We start from the raw sequence: 23,195 nt of genomic DNA on the forward strand, positions 1-23,195 counted from the left end.
GTCTCGGTCGAGTACTGCCGCCCTGAGGCGGCTTTTTTATTGGAGGTCTGATTTTGAATATCAATGAACTTCGCCGCGAACGCGCAATCCTTAACCAGCAGGTCCAGGCGCTCGCCGCGATCGAGGCCGGGGGCGTTGCACTGTCGGCCGAGCAGCACGCGGAGTTTGCAAGTTTGAGCGCAAAATTCAGCGAGATTACGTCGCAGATCGAACGGGCCGAGTCGGCTGAGCGCATGGCGGCCGCGGCGGCGGTCGTCGTCGATCCGACGCCAGCGGCGATGTCGGCGCCCGGTGCGCCGAGCATTCCGGCGGAGCCGAAAGTTCCGGAAGTAAAAGGCGCGAAGATGGCGCGCATGGTCCGCGCCCTAGCTGCTGCGCGCGGCGATGCGCAGCTTGCCTCAAAGCTTGCGATCGAACGCGGCTTTGGCGAGGAGGTGGCGATGTCCCTAAACACGCTCACTTCGAGCGCGGGCGGCGTGCTCGTGCCGTCGAACCTGTCGAGTGAGGTCATCGAGCTGCTGCGTCCAAAGTCGGTCGTACGTAAGCTCGGCGCACGCACTCTGCCGCTGTCGAACGGCAATATCACAATTCCCCGATTGAAGGGCGGTGCGGTAGTGAGTTACATCGGGTCCGACAGCGATATCAACGTGACGGAACAAGAGTTTGATGACCTGAAGCTGACGGCGAAGAAACTCGCTGCCTTGGTACCGATCTCCAACGATCTCATCAAGTATGCAGGCGTGAATCCCAACATCGACCAAATCGTCGTTGGTGATCTGACGAGCGCGATTGGGGCTCGAGAAGACAAGGCGTTCATTCGCGACAAGGGCGAAGCGAACACGCCGAAGGGTCTGCGCTTCTGGGCTGCTGGCGCTAACCTCCTGGCAGCAAGCGACGGGACAACGCTTCAAAAGGTAGAAATCGACCTGAACAAGGTCATCCTTGCGCTCGAAAGCGCAGATGCGAACATGATCACGCCGGGGTGGATCATGGCACCTCGTGTGTTCCGCTTCCTGGCGAGCATGCGCGACGGAAATGGCAACAAGGTCTATCCGGAGCTGGACAATGGCATGTTGAAGGGCTATCCGGTCGGGCGGACGACGCAAGTTCCAGTCAACCTTGATGTAGAGGTAAAAGGAACGAAGACCAATGATGCATCTGAGATTTACTTTGCGGATTTCGGCGACCTCTTTATCGGCGAAGAAGAGACGCTTGAGATCGACTACAGCAAGGAGGCGACCTACACGATCACCCGCGATGGAAAAAGTGAGACGGTGAGCGCCTTCCAGCGCGATCAAACGTTGATCCGTGTGATCGCGAAAAACGACTTCGGCCCTCGCCACGTCGAATCGATCGCCATTCTCACCGGCGTTCGCTGGGGTGCGTAACGCACGTCAACGACAGGTGATCGCCAATGGCTGCTGTGCTTCTTGAATACCTGGACGTCGAGCCGCTGACGTTCGAAGACGTCGCCGCGCAGTGCCGCATCGACGATGAAGATGAGCGGGAGTTTATTGAGCGGATCGTGATTCCTGGTGCGCGGCAGGCGGCGGAAAGCAAGTCGGGCGCTGCTATTCGGAAGGCCCGTTATGTGGAGCGTTTTGCTGGCTTCCCGCAAGGCGATTTAGTGTTGTCGATCGGGCAGATCCTGACCGTTGATAGCATTCAATCGCGCACGGCTTCGGAAGCGTTGACGACGTTCGATCCGAACAGCTATGAGACTGTGCAGTTGGGACGCGAGACGCTTCTCACACTGTTCAACGGCAGTTCTTGGCCCACTGCAAGCGCCGTCTTCATCACGTATCAAGCAGGCATCGATTTAGAACGATATCCGTCGGTGCGTTCGTGGATGCTTCTTTCCGCCGCATGGGCGTATGACCACCGCGAGCTGTTCGCTAACGGACAAGCGATCGCAGCGATGCCTGGCGGCTATGCCGACGTGCTCCTCGCGCCGATCTGCGTTCCCGCGAGGTTCTAGTGGGAGCAGGTTCATTCAATCGGAACGTGCGCATCGAACGCCGTGTTCTTAATCCGGATGGCGAATCGTTTGTGTGGGAGCTTGTCGCTAGCACGCGCGCGTCGGTGATCATGCAGAGCGGCAAGGAAATTATTGTTGCAGACGCACCGATCAGCCTCATGAAAGCAAGCGTGCGCATCCGGTATAGCAAGCGCAATTGCGAGGAAATCCACGTAGGCATGCAGCTGACTGTTGACCACATTGTGATGCGCATCGAACAAGTGCAGCCGGACCTCGCTCGGCACGAACACGTCCAACTCGTGTGTATAAGCGATGACCGCTGAAGATATCGTTCGTGACGCGCTCGCCCATCTTGCCGACGGTCACGTGTTCGAGGATGTCGCTGATCAAGGGGTGCGTCTGCCCTGGATCGTGTATCAGGTGGCGGGTGGAAAAATCTATGTCGATTTGAGTGGCAATGCGTATGATAAGTGTTGCAGGCGCGTGCAGGTCGCGGTGTGGCACGGGACCGCTAAAGGTCGGTCCTCGCTGATGCGGCAGGTCGTACGCGCGTTAGTTAATCCAGAAGTGGGGGCTATTCCAATCGGTGCGCCGAACAATGTATTCGAGCGTGAGACGCGTCTGTATGGCAGTCGGCTCGATGTGAGTGTCTCAGTTGAATTTTAGTTAAGTCGATATAGTGAAAACCGCCTTCCCAGGCGGTTTTCTTATTTAATAGGAAGATTCTGAATGGCAGACGCACGAACGTTGCAAGACGACGGGAGCGGCCAAAAAGGTTCGACGGCGGTTCCATCGCAGAAAACGAAGCTGCATTATCGCGCCGCGTCGAGCAACGGCGCGTGGTCACAAGTCGCGAACTTGACCGATGTGACGGGCTTCAACGGCTCGGCAAGCATGGCCGACGTCACACGACTGGATAGTGATTGCAAGGAGAAGCGCCCCGGCTTGCAAGACTGGGGGCAGGTATCAATCGCTCTGCACATCAACTTCAAAGAGGAGTCTCACAAGGCGCTGCTGGATGCGAAGCGTGCCGGCATGTCGCTGGACTTTAAGCTGACGCTTTCCGACAAAACCACAATCGAATTCACGGCGTATGTGAAGGACTTCCCGGTTTCGGCGAAGGTTGATCAGTATGTGTCGGGCACGGTCAATCTCGATATCACTGGCGACGTCATTGTCACGCCGGTTCCAGAGCCTAAAAAATAGGAGCGCGGCGTTGCCGTGGACAGAAACGATGAATAAAGAACAGATCTTGGCGGCGCTCGCGCCGCGAGTGGCCGAAGAGACGGTCAATTCGCTGGACGGCGCAATCGTACGTTTCCGAGAACTTTCGGGGGAGGCGCGCGATGCGTTGTACGACAACGCGAAGAACGGCGGCGGCAATAGCGATTTCGAAGCGACGCTGATTGCTTCAACGGTCGTCGATGAGAGTGACGCGCTGCTATTTAGCGAGGATGACGTAGCGGCGATGCGCGGGGGACGCGCACCGCTGCTCGAAGAACTCGCGCAAATCGCCATGCGTTTGAATGCGCTTGGCCAGCGCGCGCAGGAGGAAGCCTCAAAAAACTAAGGGCCGACCCGCGGAAACTGATGTGGATGCGCATCGCCGCGAAACTCGGCATGTCGGTGCGGCGCGCCAAGCTCGAAATCTCCAGCGTGGAATATGCGGACTGGGTGGCGCTATTCGAGCTCGAACCGTGGGGCGAGCACATCGAGGATCTGCGGGTTGGCACACTCATGAGCCTCGTCTATAACTCGAATCGAGGTAAAGATGCGCCGGCGCTAGGTGCGGTGGATTTCACGCCGTGGTCCGGTTGGTGTCGCGAGTCGCTCCACAAGCACGGTGGTGAATGTGAACGGGATGCAGACGACATCGCAGCCTGCGCTTTTGGTATTGATCTGGAAGCGATCAAACGCTCCGGCGACAAGCGGGTTGTCGTGCGTAAGGGCGAGGTGGTCGAGAGATGAGTAAAACCTATCGGGTCGAGAATCGCGAAGCCTTGACTGGGATGCTGCGGAGGCTCGATGAGTCGGTTAGCGAGAGCACGCTCCGTCAGGCGGCTGTTGCTGGCGCGCGCATCATCCATGACGAGACAAAGCGCCAAGCACCGGTGGGTCAACGCGCCGGGGTGGTTGCTGGACAGCCGCACTGGCCTGGCTTTCTACGAGATCACTTGTTGATCGCGTATGACCAGCAGGAGTCTGTGCCCGGCAAGTACGCTTCTTACCTGATCACCTGGAGCAAAGAGGCCTACTACGGGCGGTTTGTTGAACTCGGCAAGCGAAACGCGGTGAAATTAACCGCGCGAACGCTAGCGCGCGCGATTGAGGAAATCGAGTTCGGCAGTTCGCGCACGCCCGCCCAGCCATTCCTTCGCCCTGCGTTTGATGCCTCAAAAGCACAGGCCGCAAACAAAGTGGCGGAGATCGTCGAAAAGAAGATCAGGGAGGCGAGCAATGGCTAACGAGGTGATCACCCGCGTCAGCGTCGATGCAAGCGGCTTTGAGGCGGGTATGGAGCGCGTCGGTCGTGCAAGCAAAGGGTTTGTGTCCGCTCAAGAGACGTCCGCACGTAAATATGATGCGTGTCAGAAAGAGATGGCTGCGAGCGGCGCAACGACCGCACGCGCGCTTGAGGAGGCGGTTAGTAAAGGAAGCGCTGCAACGGCTCGCCAAGTCAGTGCAGCGGTCCGAAGCTTCGAGAAGATGGCTGATGCGGCGGGCAAGACGCGCGTCGATCTTATGCGCCTGAAGGCTGCGAAGTTAGGCATCGCCGAGGCGGTCGAGCCGTTGATTGGAAAGGTCGAGGCGGCGTCGCGCGCAATGCATCATCTAGGAACGGGGAGTTCAGCGGCCCGGCGTGAGCTGTTCGTGCTCGGACACGAAGCGATGCAGGGCCGTTGGAAGAACTTTGTGGGTTCGCTGATGGTGCTGGGCGAGTGCATGGACGTCCTGCCGCTTTTATGCGGACCCGCCGGTATCGCACTAGGTGCCCTGGGCGCGAGTGCATACGTTGCTTACCACGCGATTCAAGGACTCACCGAGCAACAGAAGGAGCTGGATCGCGCGATCGTATTGACGGGCAACTACGCTGCGCTTACCCAAGGCAAGCTTCTCGCTTATTCTGAGACGATCTCACGCCATTTAGGCGTGTCGGCTAATGATGCACGCCAGGCGCTGAGGAAGCTTGCGCTGTCTGGTCATGTAGCCGGTGCCGATCTGTCGCTGGTCTCCGAGAGTGTGGCGGCGTATGCAAAGGTATCGGGTCAGTCGGTAGAGGACACCGTGCGGCAATTCGAGCAGTCATATGGTCATGCGGCCGAGGCGGCGCGCAAGTGGTCTGAGTCGCATCATGATTTGACGCGAGCGCAGATCGAACAGATCCGTGCGATGGAGCAGGCCGGCGACAAGGCAGGTGCGTGGGCGAAGTTTGTTGCGACCGCAAGTGCGGAGGCGCGCAAGTCGATCACCTCTGATAACCATGCCATGGCCGAAAGCTATGAGTCGCTGGGGGAGCGATGGGAACGTTTCTGGCGCAGCATCACGGGCAAGGGCGATGAGCTTACGAAGCTGCAGGATGGAATCGCGTCTAAACGCGCGATGTTGTATGACGCAGACGCCAATCCGTTCGGGATGAACACTGAGGCGATCGAGAAAGAAATTACCGTCCTTGAGCGACGCAAGAAGGTTATGTTGGACCAAGCCTCTAGGAGCGACGAGCATAAAAAGAGCGTTGACACGTTCGCTTCAATGATGGCGCGCCACGACGAGGAGCTGAAGTCAGCCCGTTCATGGAAGGAAAAGCTCGATGACGCAAATGCCAGCGCGCGCGCGGCGAGAGACAGCATTCTAGAGGTCGCGAGAGCAGCAGGAAAAAGCCATGAGGAGCTTCGTGCACTGGGGCAGAGGCTCGACGCAGACCTGAAAAAAACCATCGCTCACAATGAGGATGTCTATCGACCGCGCCGTGGGGCGGCAGGCGTGCCGAAGGTCGATGCCGGCTCGCGCTACCTTGAGCATGTTCGCGAACAGGGCGCAGCCTTGGAGGCGCAATCGCGCGCAACCGATAAGCTCACCAATGCGCAGAAGGAACTCGCCCAATTCAACGAGAAGATAGCGGCGGCCAAGCGTCATATCGGCAATGCCGACGAGGCAAGTTTAGTACGTTCAGAGAAGGCGATTCGGTCATCGCTTGAGCACAATACGGCGCTAGAAAAAGGCATCAGGCTTCGCGAGGCGCGGGCAAAGCTGCTGGAGCGGATGCCGCGCATGGACGAATACCAGCAGTCGCAGAAGGAGCGTTACACGCGCGCACTTGACGAACGCAGGAGCGGAGGCGGGATCGATCCTCTGTCTCGGGACGAGCGGGCGGATATAACCAAGATCGTGCATGACTATCAGCGCGCACTCGATAAGTTGAAGAGAGTCACGCCTTCAGAGTTGCTCGGCAGCGAAGAGTATCGGCGGGCAGTCGAACAAATCAAGGCGCAACTCGATGAGTCGACGGCGCTTCACACGGAGCACTTCGGAACGCTTGAACATCTGAGGGACGATTGGGCGGCGGGGCTGCGCAACGGCATGGCCGATTTCTATAAAGACACGTTCGATAAGGCCGACTTTGCAAGGCGTGCCATGACCGATGCGATGAGCGGGATGGAGGGCGCGATTGAAAAGTTTGTGTCGAGTGGCAAGCGTGGGATGAAAAAATTCGTTGCAAGCGCGCTCGCAGACTTATCGCGGCTTTCTATGCATCAGGCGCTCGGGAGCTTGATCGGAAGTCTCCTGCAATCTTCACCGACCACAGGCCTGATTGGGCAGATTTTGAAGTTTCTTCCTCATCACGCACGAGGAGGGACGATTAGCGGGCCGGGCACCGGCACCAGTGACAGCGTCCCCGCCATGTTGTCGAATGGTGAGTACGTTGTGAATGCGGCGTCAGCAAGACAACATCACGCTTTGCTCGAAGCCATTAATTTGAATCACGTCGCGCATTTTGCGTCAGGCGGCCCCGTCGGGGCGACGCCGCTTTCAGCGTCACAAATAGGCGGCGCTCAAATCCACATGGAAATACATAATCACGGAGGCGGCGGATTGAGCGATCACGACGTACGCGAATTGAAGGAAGTGGTGAGCGCATTTGTCGATCAGAAGATTTCGCGTCGAATGGGCGGTCAGGGTGGAGTCGGATATCTCATGTCGCAGGGCCATCTCGCGTGAGCCAATTATCGACGCGGCGCACTTTCAAGTGGTCGCCCTCAGTAGGTGCAGAGGGCACGACGCATTATCGAGTAAGAACCGTGCAATTTGGCGACGGCTACAGCCAAGCGGTGCCCGACGGAATTCACAACATAGCCGACTCGTGGCCGCTTCGCTTCGTTAGCGACGCCGGCGAGATCAAGGTGATCCGGGAGTTTCTCGACGCTACGCGTGGTAGCGAATCGTTCTTCTGGACGCCGCCTCTGGGCGCTAAGGCGTTATTCCGTATCGACACGCAGCAAGGCGTGCAAACGAGGGCGCTCGGTGGCGGCTTGTACTCGTTGAGCGTGACATTCAAGGAGGCGTTCGATACATGAACGGAGTAAATGCAGACGTCCAGCGTCTTGAGCCAGGCGCGCTTATTGAGTTGTATGAGCTTGATCTGACAAGATGGATTTCTGAGGTTCTACGATTCCACGCCCATGAGGACGGCGGCATCATAAAGTGGAATGGTCACGAATATCACGCATTCCCGATGCAAGTCTCGGGCTTCGGGCGCACGGGCGATGCGGCGCAACCTACGCCGATGCTGAGCGTGGCGAATTTGGACGGTCTCATATCGCATTTGTGCATGAGATGTGATGACATGGTCGGCGCGCCGTTGCGTCGGCGACGAACCCTCGGGCAGTATCTCGACGGCAACCCAAGCGCCGATCCCACGGCGGAGATGCCAGTCGAGCTGTGGCACATCGAGCAGAAGACGCTCGAAACGCATACCGTAGTCGAGTTCGCGCTCAGTTCGGCGTTAGACCTGTCGGGTAGAAAGTTGCCTGCGCGACAGATCATTGGGTCGGTATGTCAATGGATCTACCGCGGGCCTGAATGCGGTTACAAGGGGCCCCCGTACTTCACGCGCAATAACGTCCCAACAACTAACGAGAAAGAAGACGCGTGCGGTAGGCGCCTCGCATGTTGTCGGTGCCGCCACGCTACTGAATCAGTTCTGCCGTTTGGTGGTTTTCCCGCAGCGGGTGTGGCGGGCTCCTTCACGCGCAGATAAGTGTTGACTTTGAATCGTGACGCACGTGTGGCGATCGAATCGCACGCAGTGCGATGTTACCCGAATGAGGCATGTGGGCTGATCGTGCAGGGCGATTACATCCCATGCACGAATATCGGCCCAGATCCGGCGCGAGGTTTCGTGATCCCAAGCAGAGAATACGCAAATGCCGAGGATCAAGGAGAAATCCAAGCAATCGTACATTCGCACCCGGATGCCGGCGCTTTGCCAAGTATAGAAGATTTGACAGCTTGCGCGACGTCGAGCATTGCTATCTGGATTATCGTCAACGTGAGTCGTGACCAGGAGGACCGACCGTATGTGGGTCGCTTTCATCTGTTCAGTAAGTCCGTTGAAGGTTGCGCGCTTATCGGCTTGCGATTTGCCCATGGCACGAATGATTGCTATGGGCTTGTACGGCGCTACTACCGCGCGGCCATTGGCTTGAACTTGCCTGATTTCTCGCGATCGGGAATATGGTGGGACGACGGACAGTCGTCTTTATATATGGAGAACTACAAGGCTGCCGGCTTCGTGAGCATCGGTTGCGATGCGAGCTTGCACGAGGGTGACGTATTGCTTATGGCGGTCGCGAGTCGCCGTGGCATCCCTAATCACGCTGCAGTTTATCTCGGCGATGACACGATACTTCATCACCTTTGGAATCAACTATCGCGGCGGGAAGGTCTACCGCGCTACCGCGCGCACGTAACGCACGTGCTGCGGCATCGAGACATGCTTGAATGGAACAGGTAGTTCGATCGATCAGACTGTACGGCAGTCTAGGCGCAAAGTTTGGCCGGGAGCACCGGTATGTAGTAGGTTCGCCTCGCGAGGCGTTGCGCGCACTCGGCATAATGATTCCGGGCTTTTGGCGAGAGTTGTGCGACAGCGGTGATCGCGGTGTCCGCTATGCGGTATTTGTGGATCAACGCAATCTAAGCGAGATGCAGCTCGGCATGCCTGCGGACGGTGACGTGATTCGGATCGCGCCAGTCATTGCCGGCAGCAAGACAGGTGGAGTATTTCAGACAATCGCGGGCTTTGCGTTAGCGGCCGCGGGGGCTGCATCGATGTTCATCGTGCCGGGAAATGGATTCGGTATCGATATGATGCTCATGGGGGCGTCTCTAGCGTTGGGCGGCATTGCTCAGTTGGTCTCGCCGCAGACGCCAACGCCGTCCCGGGTCAACCAGCACGGGATGCCCGGTATTCAGAACGTTCTGTCGCAAGGCGGCCCCGTGCCCTTGCTATACGGGCGCATGCGAGTCGGGTCGACAGTGATCAGCGAATCCCTCAAGGCAATCGATTCTTCCGCTGGCTCGGTCCAGGACGAAGACAACGGACTTGATTCGGCACAAGACTGCGGTGCGTTCACCTCCAACAGGTACTTCAATAGCAAGGTAATCTACAACGCTATTGACCTTGTTTCGGAAGGCGAGATCGAAGGGTTGGTTGTTCAAGGCGAAGGGAGCGGAGCGTCTGTGCTTCGCTCCGTGTATCTTGACAATGTGCCCTTGAAGAATTTCGATGGCACAGATAACTTCGAGATCGATAATTTTTTCTATCGCAGAGGGGAGTCGAATCAACTCCCGTTTGACAGCAAGGCGATCGACTCCGCAGCGAATGAGGTACATGTTGGAATCGAGTTGCGAAGACGCTCAGCGGATGAGGGGCGGATCGTCGTGCCCCTTCCATGGGTGCTGGAATTAGATGAGCCGGACGTCGACGAAGTGGCGCTCATGCTGTGCTTCAGCGATCAGCGCTGGGATGACAGAGGAAAAATTTCGAACGCCTCTGTAACGGTTGAATTCACTGCCTCGTACCCTTCGGACCCAAACAGCAAACCAGATACACGGATCGACACGATTGACGGCGTTTGTCACAGTTACCGTAAGACCTACGTTTTTACGGTGGAGGCAGGCAAGCCATTTAGACTTCAGATTAAGCGCACTGACCCGATTGGACAGGGGGACAATGCAAAGAAGAAACATGGAAAGGTTCATGTCGACAGCTATACGAAGCGTCGAACGGGGCAATTCGCTTATCCGAGAAGCGCGTTGATGGCATTGCAGATAACGTCCGAAAAATTCGACCGCATACCGGTCCGCTCGTATGATTTGAAGGGACTGATAGTCGATGTGCCTTCGAATTATGATCCTATCAAGCGAGTGTATGTGGGCAGCTGGGATGGAACCTATAAGCGAGCTTGGACCGATAATCCCGCTTGGATCCTCCGCGACGTTCTGCTTAATCGCCGATACGGAGCAGGTGCGTGGATGAACGAAACATCCGTCGATCGATACGGGCTTTATGAGATCGCGAAATACTGCGATCAGTCCGTTCCAAATGGCGACGGGGGCACTGAGCCGCGTTTTTCGTGCAATTGCCACATCACGTCCCGGACGCATGCGTTCGCGTTGCTTCAGCAACTAGCTAGTGTATTTCGAGGCATCGTCTACTGGAGTGCGGGAACCGTGCTGAGCTCGGCGGACATGCCAAGCGATCCGGTGTATGTGTATAACCCGACAAACGTTGTGAACGGCATCTTCAAATACACCGGCAGTTCGTTGAAATCTCGTTATACGGCAGTCGCGGTGACCTGGTGCAATCCTCATAACGGATACAAGGGAGCGGTAGAAACCGTAGAAGACGCCGAGGGCATTGCGTTATACGGTCATAATGCGGCGGAAATCACTACCTTTGGCTGCACGAGCCGTTCCCAGGCGCAGCGCGCCGGACATTGGTTACTGCAAACGTCGAAATGCGAGACAGAGACCGTAACGTTCGGCGTCGGACTTGATGGTGTGCTGGCGCTCCCAGGTCAAGTGATTGAGGTGGCGGACCCATTAAGATCACCGCTGCCTGTCGGTGGGCGCATCGTGGATATCGACGCTTCCGGACGCGTTGTGCTCGATCGAGAGGTGCGAGCTCAGCGCGGCGATTACATCACGTTGATGATGCCGGATGCAAAAGCTCATCGCGTTGAAATTAGCGAAGCAAGCGGAACGGCGGTGACACTGTCTGTCCCGCTTGCGCAGAGGCCTGTGCGAGGGGCTGCATGGACGCTCAAGTCATCCGGAGTCGCAACGCGGCTCTTTAGAGTCGTCAGTGTTTCAGAGATGACCGAAGGAACTGCTTTCAGTATTTCCGCTGCGACGCATAGACCCGAGAAGTTTGCAGCAGTAGACAACGCGGCGACTAGCAACGTTATCTACGATAGATATGTTCCCGTTGATTCGCCTCGCAATTTGCAAATTCAAGCCGTTCAAGGGCCTAACATGGAAATGGCGGCAAGGGTGTCTTGGGATCTTGTGAAGGACGCGCAGCAATACAACCTCGAGGTTTCTGGGCCGAAAGGCCGCCGAGAAGTTGTAGTTGTGAAGAGTCCAGACCGCGAAGTTGTCTTCTCCGATATTCAGCCGGGCGCGTATGCCGCGAAGGTAACTGCACAGGCTTGGGATGGACGTTTGTCTGTTATCGCACATACAGAAGCCGTATTGGCAGGGCTGGTATATGTTGAGGGTTTTTGGTCGGAGACCATCAGTGATCGTTCGGTGCTTTTATTTGAGGTCAAGAACGCCTGGGACGTACCGGATTGGTTTATTGAGCTTCGCCTGAGCGAAACCGAGAACTTTGACCAGTCTACTGAAACGATCCTTGGAAGAACGCGTGATACTTTTATTTCTATTGATCGGAGGAGGAAGGGGTTCGCGTGGGCGCGCGCCCGGTATGGAAAAGGCGAATGCAGTTTGTTCAGTGCGAGCGCGTGGTATCCGAGCGAAACCGGGGCTGGCGAGCCGTTTGGAAAGGACTGAACGGGAGAAAACAAATACGGCTATCAGGCGCCGTAATTTTCGGATGGTACCAAGTTCGAGTATCGGCGTACGCGGACGCGCTGAAGTATTTTAGGTGAGCCACGTGTCGCGGCGTGATCTCCGACGCGATCCTGCCCGAAATGTGCGTTGCAGGCTCAGAGCGCTATGACGCTTCATGGCCAGTCTAGGCGTTCAGTCTGCATCCGAAACCGTACGCGTCCAATTGCCGACTTGACAACGGGATTTTAAGCTTGATTGCACTTCACTTCAATCGCTCCTTCGGACAAGTTCCGATGACGCCGATAGGTTGCGAAGCGCAACTATCGTGAGATAGTCGCTGTGTATCCTCCGTTTTAGCCGCCTTCGGGCGGCTTTTTTTCGCTTTCGATCCATCTAAGTAACGCGGCGGCAGGATGAGCTACGTTCGCGCGAAAGACGCTGCGATCGAATTGGTAATACGGCAACTTATCGTGCAGTGATTGCGGAGAAGGAAATGAAAAATGACATGGCCGCAAGTGCGGCGACGACGGCACCAGCGATGGGCTGGAATTTTTGGCTATGGTTGAGTGATCACGATATTAATTGGTGGGTCGCAGTGGCCACGCTCGCTTACATCGGTGCGAGTTTTGCTTTTGCTTTAAGGAAAGACCAGCGGGACAAACGCCCAGAGCCGCGATGACGCAGAGAAGAAATTACAGCGAAGTTAGCAAAGCGGACAGAGCAGAGCATCAGCACCGAAAATCTCATTATCGACGGGAGCTGGGGCTTTTTTTCCCTTTGAGGCACCTAATGCACAATCTGCCGAAAGCAGCGCTCGTCAGTGTAGTCGGCACCACGGCCGCGGCGATTTTGATCTCTTTTGTTCCCAAATTCGAGGGCGTCATTCACCGCGGCTACTTTGATCCCGTAGGTATTGCGACGAAGTGCAGCGGGGACACGCACGATGTCGTCGTAGGCAAGCAGTACAGCGCAGCTGAATGCTGGACATCATTGAATCAACAATTGCTGGCACACGCCGAGGATGTCCTCCGGTGTACCCCAGACCTCAAAGACCATCCCAATCAACTCGCCGCTGCGGTGAGCTTTGCTTATAACATTGGCGGTCACAACTATTGCGCGAGCACGACCGCGAAGCGATTTAATAAGCACGATTGGAAAGGTGCATGCCGGGCAATGAACGAAGCCGACGACGGACGAGCATTATGGGTGACCTCACATGGCACGGTGCTTTCTGGTCTTGTGCGACGCCGTGCTGAAGAACGTGCGCTCTGTGAACGAGGCTTATGATAGGGCAAACGTCGGATATTGTGCGCATGCAACGACAAATCCCAATTGGATTAAAGTTAGATTATTTAATATTACAAAGATAGGTCAGGTTGGGATAGAAGAAAGCGGGATAGGACTTTGATTGCGTGATCGGAATTAATATAATTCCAATAGTGAAGATATCGTGTGAAATTAATTCGATCAAATTCTATTGAGGTGTCAAACATAGAGCCGCAGAATTGATTACTCGAGTCGGCAGTCGACCGAAACTCAGTCGACTGCCGCGCGTTACATAGACAAAAGGAGCGATAATGCCCTTGCGGACGTGTTTGCGATAATCAACTCGTTCGAGTTTATACGGGAGATCTCATATCCGTCCTGCAGAAAATAATTCTGTGGAAGTGGAAACCCACGCATCGAAACTTGCTACCTACGCGTAACGGAAACGAAGTCACGCGCAGAAAGATGGAAGTGCCATCACACGCGTTCCTTCGATTAACCGTAGGGATGGGTTCACTTTAAGATGCACATTCCATTGGCATAGATAGGTTCTTTAGCACATTTTTGAATGCAATTCGACTTTCCTTCCATTGTGCAGCCTAATTCCATCATTGATGTGCTTTCGACGTGTCCATTCGGTAGTGCAGCCGCCGAAGCAATGGGAAAAGCCAGCGCGGCTGAAAAAGCGATCGCGGAACCCAGAGTAGAACGATCAAGTTTCATATTGTTTAAGGTTAGGAAGTTTAAGAGTTTTATAAGTGACGGTAGAGGGATTCAATATTATAAAAAATCAGGTTGTGAGACGGTGCGCTTGTTGTTTGGATAGTTGTTGACTTTATATCTAGAGCGAGGAACAGATATCATGTTCGCAAATGTTTGCATCGCAAGTATCGCCGGCGTAGTCGGGATCGCCATTGGTGGTGGAACTGCTATTCGTGTCGTTGATCGTGTCAGTCTCGCTCAAGAGCAGCGGGATCACGCGTTCGACAATGCAGCCAACACACAAAAGCTAGCGGCCATTTCAGATCGCGCAGCAAAAGCGGCAAGCGACGCTATCGCAGCTAACTACGCCGCTAATAATCGTATCTTGGCACTCAATCAACGTTATCACCAAGAAAATAAATTTTATGAACAGAGCAACTCAAAGAACCGCGCTTCTATTGCTAATGGCACTCGTCGGCTGCGCATCGCAATCCAAAGCTCCAGAAGCGGTGACCTCAAGAAATCAAATTCTCCCCCCGGCGGCATGGGCAATGGAGCCGGTCGCTACGCCGACATATCGCCAAAGGTTGGAGAAAATCTTTTCGGAATAGTCGATGACGCCGACCGCGACGCTCGGGCTAAAGCTGAGTATTTGCAGCATTATGTCTGCAGCCTTCAGCATTCGGGCGTCATTGCGGGCCGATGCGTTCTTAAAGATCCTTCATTGTAGCGCGCATAAGGTTGCATAGCGTGTAAAAGCCTGGACGAAATTCTGCATCCCTGCGTGCGCTATACCGTGATTCGGCGCTATCTGAATTGGATACTTCCGTCGACATGTCAAAACGCGGGGTTTCGGCTCTGATCGCGATGGTTAATGATCGTGCTTAATATCCACGGCGTGGTTCGTATGTCGAAGAACGAATTACCTACTCCAAGTCGGAGGCTATCGTTGGGGTTGCAATTGAACAACGATCTCCGATATTCTGATCCCCGTGAGAGTCTCAGAAATCACCTTCAGTGCTGTTGAGCGCGCGTCAACTGCTGCGGCTCTTACTATTTGTCGAGCCCCCGGCAGAAGATAACGTCCTGGAACAATAAAACTACGCATCGAGGGAATTAGAGTCGCAACGGCATTGAGGCAGAGTATGTGGCCACTAATGTTCTCGATAGTTATATCCCCGTGTTTGTTCAAAGAGGCAGATAACGGAGAGTGTGACTGGCTTAATTTTCGCATCTCTGGAGAACGCGCAAGAAGCGGAAGCGATGTGTTTCCCTCTTCGCATTCCCGATCGCCGCTAATGGTGATCCAATCGAAGGCTATGTGGAAAAGCTGCTCCCTATCTGCATAATCTCCAAGAAGAAAGAAATCGACTTTTGCGCATTCATCCCTGTCGAGCTCCAACAGAAGCGGGGCTACCATCACCATGGCGGTGTGACTTTCCGAGATACGATAAACTGCAGGGAATACGAGAAGTTTGGCAGGACTAGCATTTTGAACTGTTAAACTTGTCTTTTTGCGTGGCGAATCAATCGTGAGGGCGCTAGCACTGAGCACTAAAGAGTGAGTGGCACGGCTACTCGCTTCGCTCGCAGTTATACGAGACCGATGACAACTAGCGTCACCCTGATTTTGTTCTTTCGCGGACTGAGCTTTGTCATCTGGCGAATATGTGGCCTTCGTCTGATCATTCGTTGGTTTGTTCATTAAGGCTCCAAAAGGGGGCTTGCTATTGACGAATCACAACGAATTATTTATTCATTTTTTGTTGACAGCAATCGGACAGGTCGGTTTTTTTCTAGTATTTGTCCGAGATGCGAAATTCGTACATGTCAGATTGAATCGTATTTGGTCTCCCCGTAGGCTAGTCACCCCGTAGGAGGGGCGTCGCCTCGCCGTTCGGTTCCATATTTTTAGTGGGAGGCCAAACTCGAATATGGCAATCAATGTGATTACAGCTGAAAGCCACCCGATCACCGCTTTAGGTCTTGAGGCGGTTCTTCGACGATGCCACGGTGTGAATCTTCTCGCGACAATCAGCAAAGGGCATGAATTTTCGCAGGTCATGTCGGCTTTTGAGTGTCACGTCGTAGTGACAGACCGGGAGGCTGCGTGTGGAGTTAGCAGCGGCACATCGGAGCCGCTAATTAAGGTTATCCTCGAAGAACATCCAAATATAGGAGTGGTTCTACATTCGTGCGTTCGAAACGCGGCCTACGTCTCTACTTTATGTCAGCTGGGAGTGCATGCCGTATTGGATAAGGATGATGTCCTTGAGTATCTGCCTGCCGCCATAACGGCGGCGCATGCGAAGGCTAGTTACGTGTCTCCAAAACTCACCGACCCGGCGTTGCTGAATACGCGATCGAGGACTGATGTCAGGCCGCTTTCCCGTTGCGAAGTAGTTGTAATTAAAGCGGTCTTGTCAGGCTCGTCGGTGAAACAGATTTCGATGTCGCTCTTCCGTTCGAAACAAACGATCAGCACACACAAGAAGAATGCGATGCGCAAATTGCAGGTCGACTCTGAGGCGGAACTGTTTCGAGTATTTTCGGAAACAGACTTCAGCCTTATGGCGATCACTGTCTCACGTCACGCTCTCTAAACCTGGCTGGATGTCAAAGCGTTCCGCCTGTTGAACTACTGAGTTCCTGCATGATTAAGTTGATGCTATCGCTCGTTCTAGCGCTGGGGTTTTTGCTTGGATGCACGAACCCGTTTATCGATAGCTTCCAAAGATTTCGCGGCGGTGCTTGCCGCGACAGAGTGGCTCAGCATACAAATATTGAGGTTCGACGAAGCAGCGATCTTGAGAAGGATTGCGCCGCATTGATCGACGCTGGCTTTGTAATGCTAGGCATTTCGTGCTTCGTTGACACAGACACCGGTGACCGATGGGACGATGCTGCGCGGTTCGGGAAACAAGCGGGCGCGGATGTCCTTCTGATGTGGGACATGCCAGTGACTAATGCAGCGATGCGCATCCCACGCGGATTTGTGCCTCGCCAACCTAGCCCGTGGGCAACATTGCCAAAGGAGATCGAGGTGCCGATCGCAGCGCGAGCGTACTGTGCGATCGCGTTCGCTCGGTCCTCGGGTCCTCCAAGGGCTTCCTTGCCTAGGTAATGGTGGTCTCGAAATGGCGACCGCGGGTCTTCGCAGCCGCCGCTGGCTGATCACGAAACTTTGGGCACGCTGACTCGTCCTTTCTGGGCGACGTTTTCGGGACTCAAGTTAGTGTATCGTTTCAAATTACGCCAGTCTTTATGACCAGTTACGGTTGCAACCTCGGGAATATTCCAGCCGGCCTCAAACAGCGCGCTTGTAGCTTCGTGCCGTAAGTCGTGCAGGCGCAGATCGAGGATTGCTTTGCCGTCACATGCTTGCTTGAAATATTTGCTCGCGGTGCCTTTGTTGAACCGGAAGATGAACTCGTTACGGTGCGGATCCAGATTGGGATCTGCCGCGCGTTTCCTGGCATATTCTTCCGGGATTGGATACCGCGCCTGCCTCATGATAATTTCCAGCGAATTACCAATAAGAGGCACCCATTCGTTGTTACCAATTTTCTGCCTCGGGTGTTTGCGATCTCGCACCAGCGCGAGATGTTTTTGCTGGTCAATGTCTTCCCATCGAAGCGAAAAAAGCTCTCCACGGCGGAAAGCACATTGCATGGCGAGGCGCAACAGGTCAGGCATGGCTTGCTCGCGCTCAGGGTGCTCAGCAAACCAAGCGAAGATTTTCTCGATCTCTTCTTTCGTCGGGCGGCGCTCGCGCTTTCTGCCCGGCCCTATTAAGTGAAGATGATTGAGGACGGGGCGCGCGGCGCCCACTGCGTCGGGCAGAACTATGTCAAGAAATGACGCGGTGTGACGCATCACCGTACCTAGCTTCGAAATATCCATGTCGATCGTGTACTCGCCAGCGCCAGCGGCCCTCCGCTGTTGTGCGAATTTCACGATCTGTTGAGTGTTGATCTGCGCAGCCAGGCTATCTGAAAATGAATCCGCAAGCCGCTGCAAGACGTAATCCTCGTTTGATTTGAGCTTGACAGGGCGGCCGGAGGCGGCACGCGTCTCGCGATATTTGGCGATCAAGTTTCCGAGGGTGACGACGTGAACGTTGGCAGCATTTTGTCCTCGGTCAATAGTCGTTTCCTGCTCGCGGGCCCACGCTTGGGCCGCACTCTTCGTCTTGAACGTCTTTGTTATACTCTGGCCCCGACGGCGAATTTGTGCGCGCCAGCGGCTTCCGATTTGTAGAATCGACGCCATAACTTCCTCCAGATTTGTAGCAGGGCCAGATCAAGGCGGCGGTGGTACGGTCGGTTCGTAGCAAAATTGTAGCAAACGAAGCGTTACACTGCGGTCAATTGCGATTCATGGTGCTTCATTTAGGGTGAGGGCAAAACACCGGAAACGCATGCTGGGAAAGGGGGAAGCTCGCTGCGACAGGCTTCCGATCGATCCCGTTGAAAGTCTCATCTCCCCGTAGTTCAATGGATAGAACGAGTGCCTCCTAAGCGCTAGATGCAGGTTCGATTCCTGCCGGGGGGACCACGGCCCTCTGACGCATGCCGGATGATTCCATCATCCGCGTCGCCTGCCTCCTGCCTCCTGCCATTCGAGCGGGATGACTTCCGCCCTTTCAGTACCCGCTCTGCTTACGCGCCGCACACCTGCGCGCTCCCGTGTCGTCCTGATCAAATCCGTCAAACCCCTTGTGCATCCACTGTGCGCAACGATCTCGCTGTCTACGCACCGCCTCTGAAAAATGCGCACGATTAAGAATCGTCCGAGGTGCGATTGCGGAGCATTCTTATAAAGTCCTACAAATTCCTGACAATGCTTTCAGATGGAATTCAGATTCAACGGCGATCCCGGCGCGCAGCGCGGGCGATCGATTCGTCACGGTCAATCAGGACAAGAAAATGAAGAAAAGTGTGCTCACACTCGTCGCCATGCTGAGCGGCGCCGCCTGCGGCGTGGCCCATGCTTCCGGCGGTACGTTGACGATCATCGGCCAGCTCACGGCCAGCACCTGCCAGGTCAGCGGCAACGGCGGCACCGGTGACGACACCGTCCCGCTGCCGACCATCGCGGCATCGGACTTTGCCGAAGCCGGGCGTTCCGGCGGCAACACGCCGTTCAACCTCGCGTTGACCAATTGCACGCCGGACACCGGCAACGTGCATGCCTTCTGGGAGAGCGGCGCCAACACGCTGCCCAACGGCAATCTCAAGAACACCGGGACGGCAAGCAACGTCGAAGTCCAGCTGGTCGACGTGAACAACGGTGTAAAGGTCATCGACGTGAGCAAGACGGATGGCGCGCAGAACGCCCAGAACGTCGCGATCACCGGCGGCCGGGCCACGCTCCGCTATGCGGCCCAGTACACCACGTCCGCAGGCGGCGCGACGGCCGGCACGGTGAGCACGGTCGTGACGTACTCGATGTCGTATCAGTGACCGGCTCGCGCCCGGCGCCGCGGAGGCAGGCCAGATGACTTTCCGACGACGAAGCCCCGAGCCCGCGGCCGTGCGAGCGCTTCCGGCGCCGTTCATCGGCCCGCTCGTCGCGCTCTGGCTGGCGGTGGCGCTGGCGCTGACGCTTGCGGCGATGCCGGCCTGCGCGTCGGTCGTCGTCGCGGGTACGCGGGTGGTTTATCCGGCCGCGGAGCAGGAAGTGACGCTCAGGCTGTCGAATGTCGGCAAGTCGCCGGCGCTTGCCCAGGTGTGGCTCGACGCAGGTGATCCGAAAGTCGACCCGAGCCTGCTCGATCTGCCGTTCATGCTGACGCCGGCGCTCGCGCGCCTCGACCCGGGCAAGGCGCAGACGGTCCGCATCGTCTACACCGGTGAGCCGATGCCGCCGGATCGCGAGAGCCTGCTGTGGTTCAACCTGCTCGACGTGCCGCCCAGTCCGGCCGAGGCCGTGACGGGCCCCAACTACGTGCAGCTGGCCTTCCGCACCCGGCTCAAGTTCTTCTTCCGCCCGGCGGGCCTGGCGGGCCGGGTCGACAAAGCGCCGGACACGCTCGTGTGGCGCCTCGTCACCGAAGGCGGGAAGTCTGCGCTGCGGGTGTCGAATCCGTCGAGCTACTACGTCACGATCATTTCGGCCCGCGTCGGCGGGAGCGATCCACTGGCCCGGTTCGATGCCGGCGACATGGTCGCACCGGGCGACGCCGTCTCGCTGCCGCTGTCGGCCGCGCCCGCGCAGGCCGGCACGGTGTTCTTCACCACGCTCGATGACTACGGCGCGCCGGTGAAGCACGAAGCGTCGCTCAAGCTCGAGTAACCCGCACCCGGTGTGACCGGATGAGCGCTCGTCCGCCGCCGCGCCCGTCTTCGCACTACCGCATTCGGTTCCATCAACCCTCGCACCTCGATGCCGGCGCGTCTCCGCTGCGGCAGCGGGAGCGTTCGCCTGTTTGCCGGGCATCCATGAAGAAGAATCGCTGCTCGAGGCCGCGCGCGTCCAACCGCGATTTCCTGTCGCTGAGTCCGGCTGGCGTCGCGGTGTTGCTGGCGGTTGTCGCCACGAATGCCGAGGCGGACAGCGCGGCGCTCCCGCCTGCGAATCCGCGGCCGGAAGCGGCTGCCCCGAACGGTGCCGCCCGCGCGCTCGCAGCGCCCGACCCCGCGCCGGTGCGCTTCAATGCGCGGTTCCTGAGCGGCAGCGCGGCGGCGCAACTCGATATCAGCCGTTTCGATCGCGGCAATCTCGTCGCGGCGGGCACCTATCGCGCCGACCTGAACGTGAACCAGACCTGGATCGGCACGACCGATATCACCCTGCGCGAGGTGAACGGCCCCGGCACGGCCGCGCAGCCGCTCTTCGACCGCGCGCTGCTGACGCGTATCGGCGTGGATCTCACGAAGCTGGGCGATGCCGCGCGCGCCACGCTCGACACCGCGCAGGCCGCTTTGCTACCCGAGTTGATACCCGGAGCGAGCGCTGTCTTCGACCCGGGCGAACAGCGCCTCGACGTCAGCGTTCCGCAGGCCTGGATGAGCCGCACGGCGCGCGGCTGGATCGATCCGACGTTCTGGGACGACGGCGTCCCGGCGGCGCTCGTGCAGTACAGCGGCAATGTCTATCGCTCGAACGGCAACGGCGTGTCGAACATGCAGAGCTATCTCGGCGTGAACGCCGGTGTGAACCTGGGTCCGTGGCGTTTCCGGTATAGCGGCAACCTCACCGGGGCGACGGGCGCGGGCGTGCGCGGCCAGAGCATCCAGAGCAACGCGCAGCGCTCCATCGCGCGGCTGAAGAGCCAGTTCACGCTGGGCGACACCTACACCGACGGCTCGGTCTTCGATTCGTTCGGTCTGCGCGGCGTGCAGATCGGCACCGACGACCGTATGGTTCCCGAGTCGCAACGCGGCTATGCGCCGACCGTTCGCGGCATCGCCAATACGAACGCCCGCGTGCAGGTCACGCAGCGCGGCAACCTGATCTACGAGACCACGGTGGCGCCCGGTCCGTTCGAGATCGACGATCTCTATGCGACGGGTTACGGCGGCGACCTGCAAGTCACGGTGACCGAGGCGGACGGCAGCCGGCACACGTCGCTGCTGCCCTACGCCGCGCCCGTCAACGCGCTGCGCGAAGGACGCTGGCGCTACAGCGTCGCCGCGGGCCAGTACCGCAATGCCACGGGAAGCAACACGCCGTTCGTGTTGCAGGGCAATGTCCAGCACGGCCTCAACCGTTTCATGACGCTCTACGGCGGGGCCATCGTCTCGTCGGGTTACGGGTCGGCGGCGGCAGGCGTGGCGCTCGACACGCCGGTCGGCGCGTTCGGCTTCGACGTGACCCAGGCGAACGCGTCTCTGCCGAACGTGCCGCCGCGCGGCGGCCAGAGCCTGCGCGTGTCCTATTCGCGCAGCTTCACGCCTTTGCAGACCGACGTGACGCTCGCCGCCTATCGCTATTCGACGCAAGGCTTCCTGAGCTTCGCGGACGCGATGGCCCTGCGCGATGCCGCCACGGCGGGCAATGCGTCCGCGCTGACGGGCAGGCAGAAGGGACGGTTGCTGCTGACCGTGAACCAGAGCCTGCGGGAATACGGGTCGATGTATCTGTCGGGCTCCGCCCAGATCTACTGGAACCGCTCCAGCCGCGATACCTCGTTCCAGGCCGGCTACAACACGTCGATTCGCCGTGTCGGGGTGAACGTCTCGGTGTCGCGGGAACTCGATTCGAGCACGGCCCGCTGGGGCACGCGTTTCATGGTGAGTCTCTCCGTGCCGCTGAGTCTTGGCGCGCGCCACGCGAACTCGGTGACGAGCTTCACGCGCGATTCCCGCGACGGCAGCAGCCAGCTCCAGACGTCGTTCACCAGCTCGGCCGGCGCGAACCATCGCCTGAACTATGGCGTCACGACGGCGCGGCAGTGGCGCGGCGCGCAGACGGACGACAGCGTCAACGCGAATCTCACCTTCCTGTCGCCGGCCGCGCAGATGCAGTTGAATGCCGGCCGCGCCAACGGCTACACGCAGGTGGGCGGGGGGCTGTCGGGTTCGATCGTCGCGTACGGCGGCGGCGTCGTGTTGTCGCCGCAGAACGGCGACACCTTCGCCGTGATCGAGGCCGACGACGCCGTAGGCGCGAACGTATCGAGCTCGCCGGGCGTGCGCATCGACGGACGCGGCCATGCGCTGATCGCGGGCTTGCAGCCGTACGCGCTCAATCAGGTTGGCATCGATGTGAAGGGCCTGCCGATCGGCCTGCGCCTGAAGACCACGGAACAGCGCTTCGCCCCGACCGCCGGCTCGGTCGTGCGCGTGCAGTTCGACACGGAAGATCGCGGGCCGGCGCTGGTCGTGCGCATCAGGCGCCCGGACGGCCAGCCGGTGCCGTTCGGCGCGGAAGTGCTGAACCCGCGGGGCGATGTCGTGGGCACGGTGGGACAGGGCAGCCGCGCGCTGGTCTATGGCGGAACGGGCGGAATCGGCGGGGAGGAATGGACGGTGAAGTGGGGTGAAGGCGCCGGGGGGCGGTGCCGGGTGCGTGCGGAATGGCCGGCTGCATCGAAGGCGCCGAGCCGGGCGATCGCGGCTTTCGCGGAAGCGAGTTGCCGATGAGGCTGGCAATCCCGATACGAGCAAGCCGAGCAAGCCGAGCAAGCCGAGCAAGCCGAGCAAGCCGAGCAAGCCAAGCAAGCCGAGCA

Annotated in this window: 22 protein-coding genes and 1 tRNA gene; 21 read left to right on the plus strand and 2 right to left on the minus strand. The window is 57.7% G+C overall.

Going from position 1 to position 23,195, the window contains the following annotated elements; genetic code table 11:
* The first annotated feature begins 53 nt into the window (after positions 1-53).
* From QCE88_RS05950 to QCE88_RS06025, 16 genes are all read left to right on the plus strand, one after another.
* Complete coding sequence (locus QCE88_RS05950; protein WP_309900033.1) at positions 54-1,388, plus strand: phage major capsid protein; 1,335 nt, start codon at positions 54-56, stop codon at positions 1,386-1,388.
* A gap of 26 nt (positions 1,389-1,414) precedes the next feature.
* Positions 1,415-1,978, plus strand: coding sequence for a hypothetical protein (locus tag QCE88_RS05955; protein WP_309900034.1), 564 nt, complete (start codon positions 1,415-1,417; stop codon positions 1,976-1,978).
* A gap of 26 nt (positions 1,979-2,004) precedes the next feature.
* A complete protein-coding gene (locus QCE88_RS05960; protein WP_309900036.1) occupies positions 2,005-2,301 on the plus strand; it encodes a head-tail adaptor protein in 297 nt (98 codons plus the stop codon).
* Positions 2,291-2,644 (plus strand): DUF3168 domain-containing protein, encoded by a 354-nt coding sequence (locus QCE88_RS05965; protein ID WP_309900038.1) that lies wholly within the window; start codon positions 2,291-2,293, stop codon positions 2,642-2,644. Before QCE88_RS05960 ends, QCE88_RS05965 begins: the two co-directional genes overlap by 11 nt.
* 63 nt (positions 2,645-2,707) lie before the next feature.
* Complete coding sequence (locus QCE88_RS05970) at positions 2,708-3,184, plus strand: phage tail tube protein (protein ID WP_309900056.1); 477 nt, start codon at positions 2,708-2,710, stop codon at positions 3,182-3,184.
* Between the two features lie 28 nt (positions 3,185-3,212).
* Positions 3,213-3,548, plus strand: a complete 336-nt coding sequence (locus tag QCE88_RS05975; RefSeq protein WP_309900059.1) for a hypothetical protein — start codon at positions 3,213-3,215, stop codon at positions 3,546-3,548.
* A gap of 26 nt (positions 3,549-3,574) precedes the next feature.
* Entirely contained in the window at positions 3,575-3,946 is a 372-nt protein-coding gene (locus QCE88_RS05980; protein ID WP_309900061.1) for a hypothetical protein, read from the plus strand.
* A complete protein-coding gene (locus QCE88_RS05985) occupies positions 3,943-4,443 on the plus strand; it encodes an HK97-gp10 family putative phage morphogenesis protein (RefSeq protein ID WP_309900063.1) in 501 nt (166 codons plus the stop codon). Before QCE88_RS05980 ends, QCE88_RS05985 begins: the two co-directional genes overlap by 4 nt.
* A complete protein-coding gene (locus tag QCE88_RS05990) occupies positions 4,436-7,195 on the plus strand; it encodes a phage tail length tape measure family protein (protein WP_309900066.1) in 2,760 nt (919 codons plus the stop codon). Before QCE88_RS05985 ends, QCE88_RS05990 begins: the two co-directional genes overlap by 8 nt.
* Positions 7,192-7,551, plus strand: coding sequence for a phage tail protein (locus tag QCE88_RS05995; protein ID WP_309900068.1), 360 nt, complete (start codon positions 7,192-7,194; stop codon positions 7,549-7,551). The genes QCE88_RS05990 and QCE88_RS05995 overlap by 4 nt, the downstream gene beginning before the upstream one ends.
* Positions 7,548-8,234 (plus strand): phage minor tail protein L, encoded by a 687-nt coding sequence (locus QCE88_RS06000; protein WP_309900070.1) that lies wholly within the window; start codon positions 7,548-7,550, stop codon positions 8,232-8,234. Before QCE88_RS05995 ends, QCE88_RS06000 begins: the two co-directional genes overlap by 4 nt.
* Positions 8,235-8,990, plus strand: coding sequence for a Mov34/MPN/PAD-1 family protein (locus QCE88_RS06005; RefSeq protein WP_309900072.1), 756 nt, complete (start codon positions 8,235-8,237; stop codon positions 8,988-8,990). It abuts the gene before it with no gap.
* A complete protein-coding gene (locus tag QCE88_RS06010) occupies positions 8,978-12,052 on the plus strand; it encodes a phage tail protein (RefSeq protein ID WP_309900075.1) in 3,075 nt (1,024 codons plus the stop codon). Before QCE88_RS06005 ends, QCE88_RS06010 begins: the two co-directional genes overlap by 13 nt.
* A 493-nt stretch (positions 12,053-12,545) precedes the next feature.
* On the plus strand, positions 12,546-12,731 hold the full coding sequence (locus QCE88_RS06015; RefSeq protein ID WP_309900076.1) for a hypothetical protein: 186 nt from the start codon (positions 12,546-12,548) through the stop codon (positions 12,729-12,731).
* Positions 12,732-12,841: 110 nt separating this feature from the next.
* The gene (locus tag QCE88_RS06020) at positions 12,842-13,339 is read left to right on the plus strand and encodes a lysozyme (protein ID WP_309900078.1); all 498 of its coding nucleotides are present in this window, start codon (positions 12,842-12,844) and stop codon (positions 13,337-13,339) included.
* An 841-nt stretch (positions 13,340-14,180) separates the two neighbouring features.
* Positions 14,181-14,750, plus strand: coding sequence for a hypothetical protein (locus QCE88_RS06025; protein ID WP_309900080.1), 570 nt, complete (start codon positions 14,181-14,183; stop codon positions 14,748-14,750).
* Positions 14,751-14,963: 213 nt separating this feature from the next.
* On the opposite strand, the gene QCE88_RS06030 is transcribed toward QCE88_RS06025, so the two are convergent.
* Complete coding sequence (locus QCE88_RS06030) at positions 14,964-15,725, minus strand: hypothetical protein (RefSeq protein ID WP_309900082.1); 762 nt, start codon at positions 15,723-15,725, stop codon at positions 14,964-14,966.
* Between the two features lie 229 nt (positions 15,726-15,954).
* Between QCE88_RS06030 and QCE88_RS06035 the strand changes: the two genes are divergently transcribed.
* On the plus strand, positions 15,955-16,623 hold the full coding sequence (locus tag QCE88_RS06035; protein ID WP_309900083.1) for a response regulator transcription factor: 669 nt from the start codon (positions 15,955-15,957) through the stop codon (positions 16,621-16,623).
* A gap of 571 nt (positions 16,624-17,194) precedes the next feature.
* Here the strand turns inward: QCE88_RS06035 and QCE88_RS06040 are convergent.
* Complete coding sequence (locus QCE88_RS06040) at positions 17,195-18,292, minus strand: site-specific integrase (protein WP_309900085.1); 1,098 nt, start codon at positions 18,290-18,292, stop codon at positions 17,195-17,197.
* 210 nt (positions 18,293-18,502) lie between these two features.
* Here QCE88_RS06040 and QCE88_RS06045 point away from each other — a divergent pair.
* The 4 genes from QCE88_RS06045 (at position 18,503) to QCE88_RS06060 (ending at position 23,109) form a co-directional block, all read left to right on the plus strand.
* A tRNA-Arg gene (locus QCE88_RS06045) sits at positions 18,503-18,577 on the plus strand.
* Between the two features lie 371 nt (positions 18,578-18,948).
* On the plus strand, positions 18,949-19,485 hold the full coding sequence (locus QCE88_RS06050; RefSeq protein WP_309900087.1) for a fimbrial protein: 537 nt from the start codon (positions 18,949-18,951) through the stop codon (positions 19,483-19,485).
* Positions 19,486-19,555: 70 nt separating this feature from the next.
* The gene (locus QCE88_RS06055) at positions 19,556-20,317 is read left to right on the plus strand and encodes a fimbria/pilus periplasmic chaperone (protein WP_309900090.1); all 762 of its coding nucleotides are present in this window, start codon (positions 19,556-19,558) and stop codon (positions 20,315-20,317) included.
* Between the two features lie 146 nt (positions 20,318-20,463).
* Positions 20,464-23,109: a fimbria/pilus outer membrane usher protein gene (locus QCE88_RS06060; protein WP_309900092.1), complete on the plus strand. Its 2,646-nt coding sequence runs from the start codon at positions 20,464-20,466 to the stop codon at positions 23,107-23,109.
* Positions 23,110-23,195: the final 86 nt, after the last annotated feature.

Origin of the sequence: Caballeronia sp. LZ035 (genome assembly GCF_031451175.1) — a bacterium.
Classification (GTDB): domain Bacteria; phylum Pseudomonadota; class Gammaproteobacteria; order Burkholderiales; family Burkholderiaceae; genus Caballeronia.

What these genes read in the sequence shown, in the direction of transcription:
- QCE88_RS05955 (WP_309900034.1), top strand. Translation starts at nt 1,415, where the DNA reads ATGGCTGCTGTGCTTCTTGAATACCTGGACGTCGAGCCGCTGACGTTC.
- QCE88_RS05965 (WP_309900038.1), top strand. Translation starts at nt 2,291, where the DNA reads ATGACCGCTGAAGATATCGTTCGTGACGCGCTCGCCCATCTTGCCGAC.
- QCE88_RS05970 (WP_309900056.1), top strand. Translation starts at nt 2,708, where the DNA reads ATGGCAGACGCACGAACGTTGCAAGACGACGGGAGCGGCCAAAAAGGT.
- QCE88_RS05975 (WP_309900059.1), top strand. Translation starts at nt 3,213, where the DNA reads ATGAATAAAGAACAGATCTTGGCGGCGCTCGCGCCGCGAGTGGCCGAA.
- QCE88_RS05980 (WP_309900061.1), top strand. Translation starts at nt 3,575, where the DNA reads ATGCGCATCGCCGCGAAACTCGGCATGTCGGTGCGGCGCGCCAAGCTC.
- QCE88_RS05985 (WP_309900063.1), top strand. Translation starts at nt 3,943, where the DNA reads ATGAGTAAAACCTATCGGGTCGAGAATCGCGAAGCCTTGACTGGGATG.
- QCE88_RS05990 (WP_309900066.1), top strand. Translation starts at nt 4,436, where the DNA reads ATGGCTAACGAGGTGATCACCCGCGTCAGCGTCGATGCAAGCGGCTTT.
- QCE88_RS06000 (WP_309900070.1), top strand. Translation starts at nt 7,548, where the DNA reads ATGAACGGAGTAAATGCAGACGTCCAGCGTCTTGAGCCAGGCGCGCTT.
- QCE88_RS06010 (WP_309900075.1), top strand. Translation starts at nt 8,978, where the DNA reads ATGGAACAGGTAGTTCGATCGATCAGACTGTACGGCAGTCTAGGCGCA.
- QCE88_RS06015 (WP_309900076.1), top strand. Translation starts at nt 12,546, where the DNA reads ATGAAAAATGACATGGCCGCAAGTGCGGCGACGACGGCACCAGCGATG.
- QCE88_RS06020 (WP_309900078.1), top strand. Translation starts at nt 12,842, where the DNA reads ATGCACAATCTGCCGAAAGCAGCGCTCGTCAGTGTAGTCGGCACCACG.
- QCE88_RS06025 (WP_309900080.1), top strand. Translation starts at nt 14,181, where the DNA reads ATGTTCGCAAATGTTTGCATCGCAAGTATCGCCGGCGTAGTCGGGATC.
- QCE88_RS06030 (WP_309900082.1), bottom strand. Translation starts at nt 15,725, where the DNA reads ATGAACAAACCAACGAATGATCAGACGAAGGCCACATATTCGCCAGAT.
- QCE88_RS06035 (WP_309900083.1), top strand. Translation starts at nt 15,955, where the DNA reads ATGGCAATCAATGTGATTACAGCTGAAAGCCACCCGATCACCGCTTTA.
- QCE88_RS06040 (WP_309900085.1), bottom strand. Translation starts at nt 18,292, where the DNA reads ATGGCGTCGATTCTACAAATCGGAAGCCGCTGGCGCGCACAAATTCGC.
- QCE88_RS06050 (WP_309900087.1), top strand. Translation starts at nt 18,949, where the DNA reads ATGAAGAAAAGTGTGCTCACACTCGTCGCCATGCTGAGCGGCGCCGCC.
- QCE88_RS06060 (WP_309900092.1), top strand. Translation starts at nt 20,464, where the DNA reads ATGAAGAAGAATCGCTGCTCGAGGCCGCGCGCGTCCAACCGCGATTTC.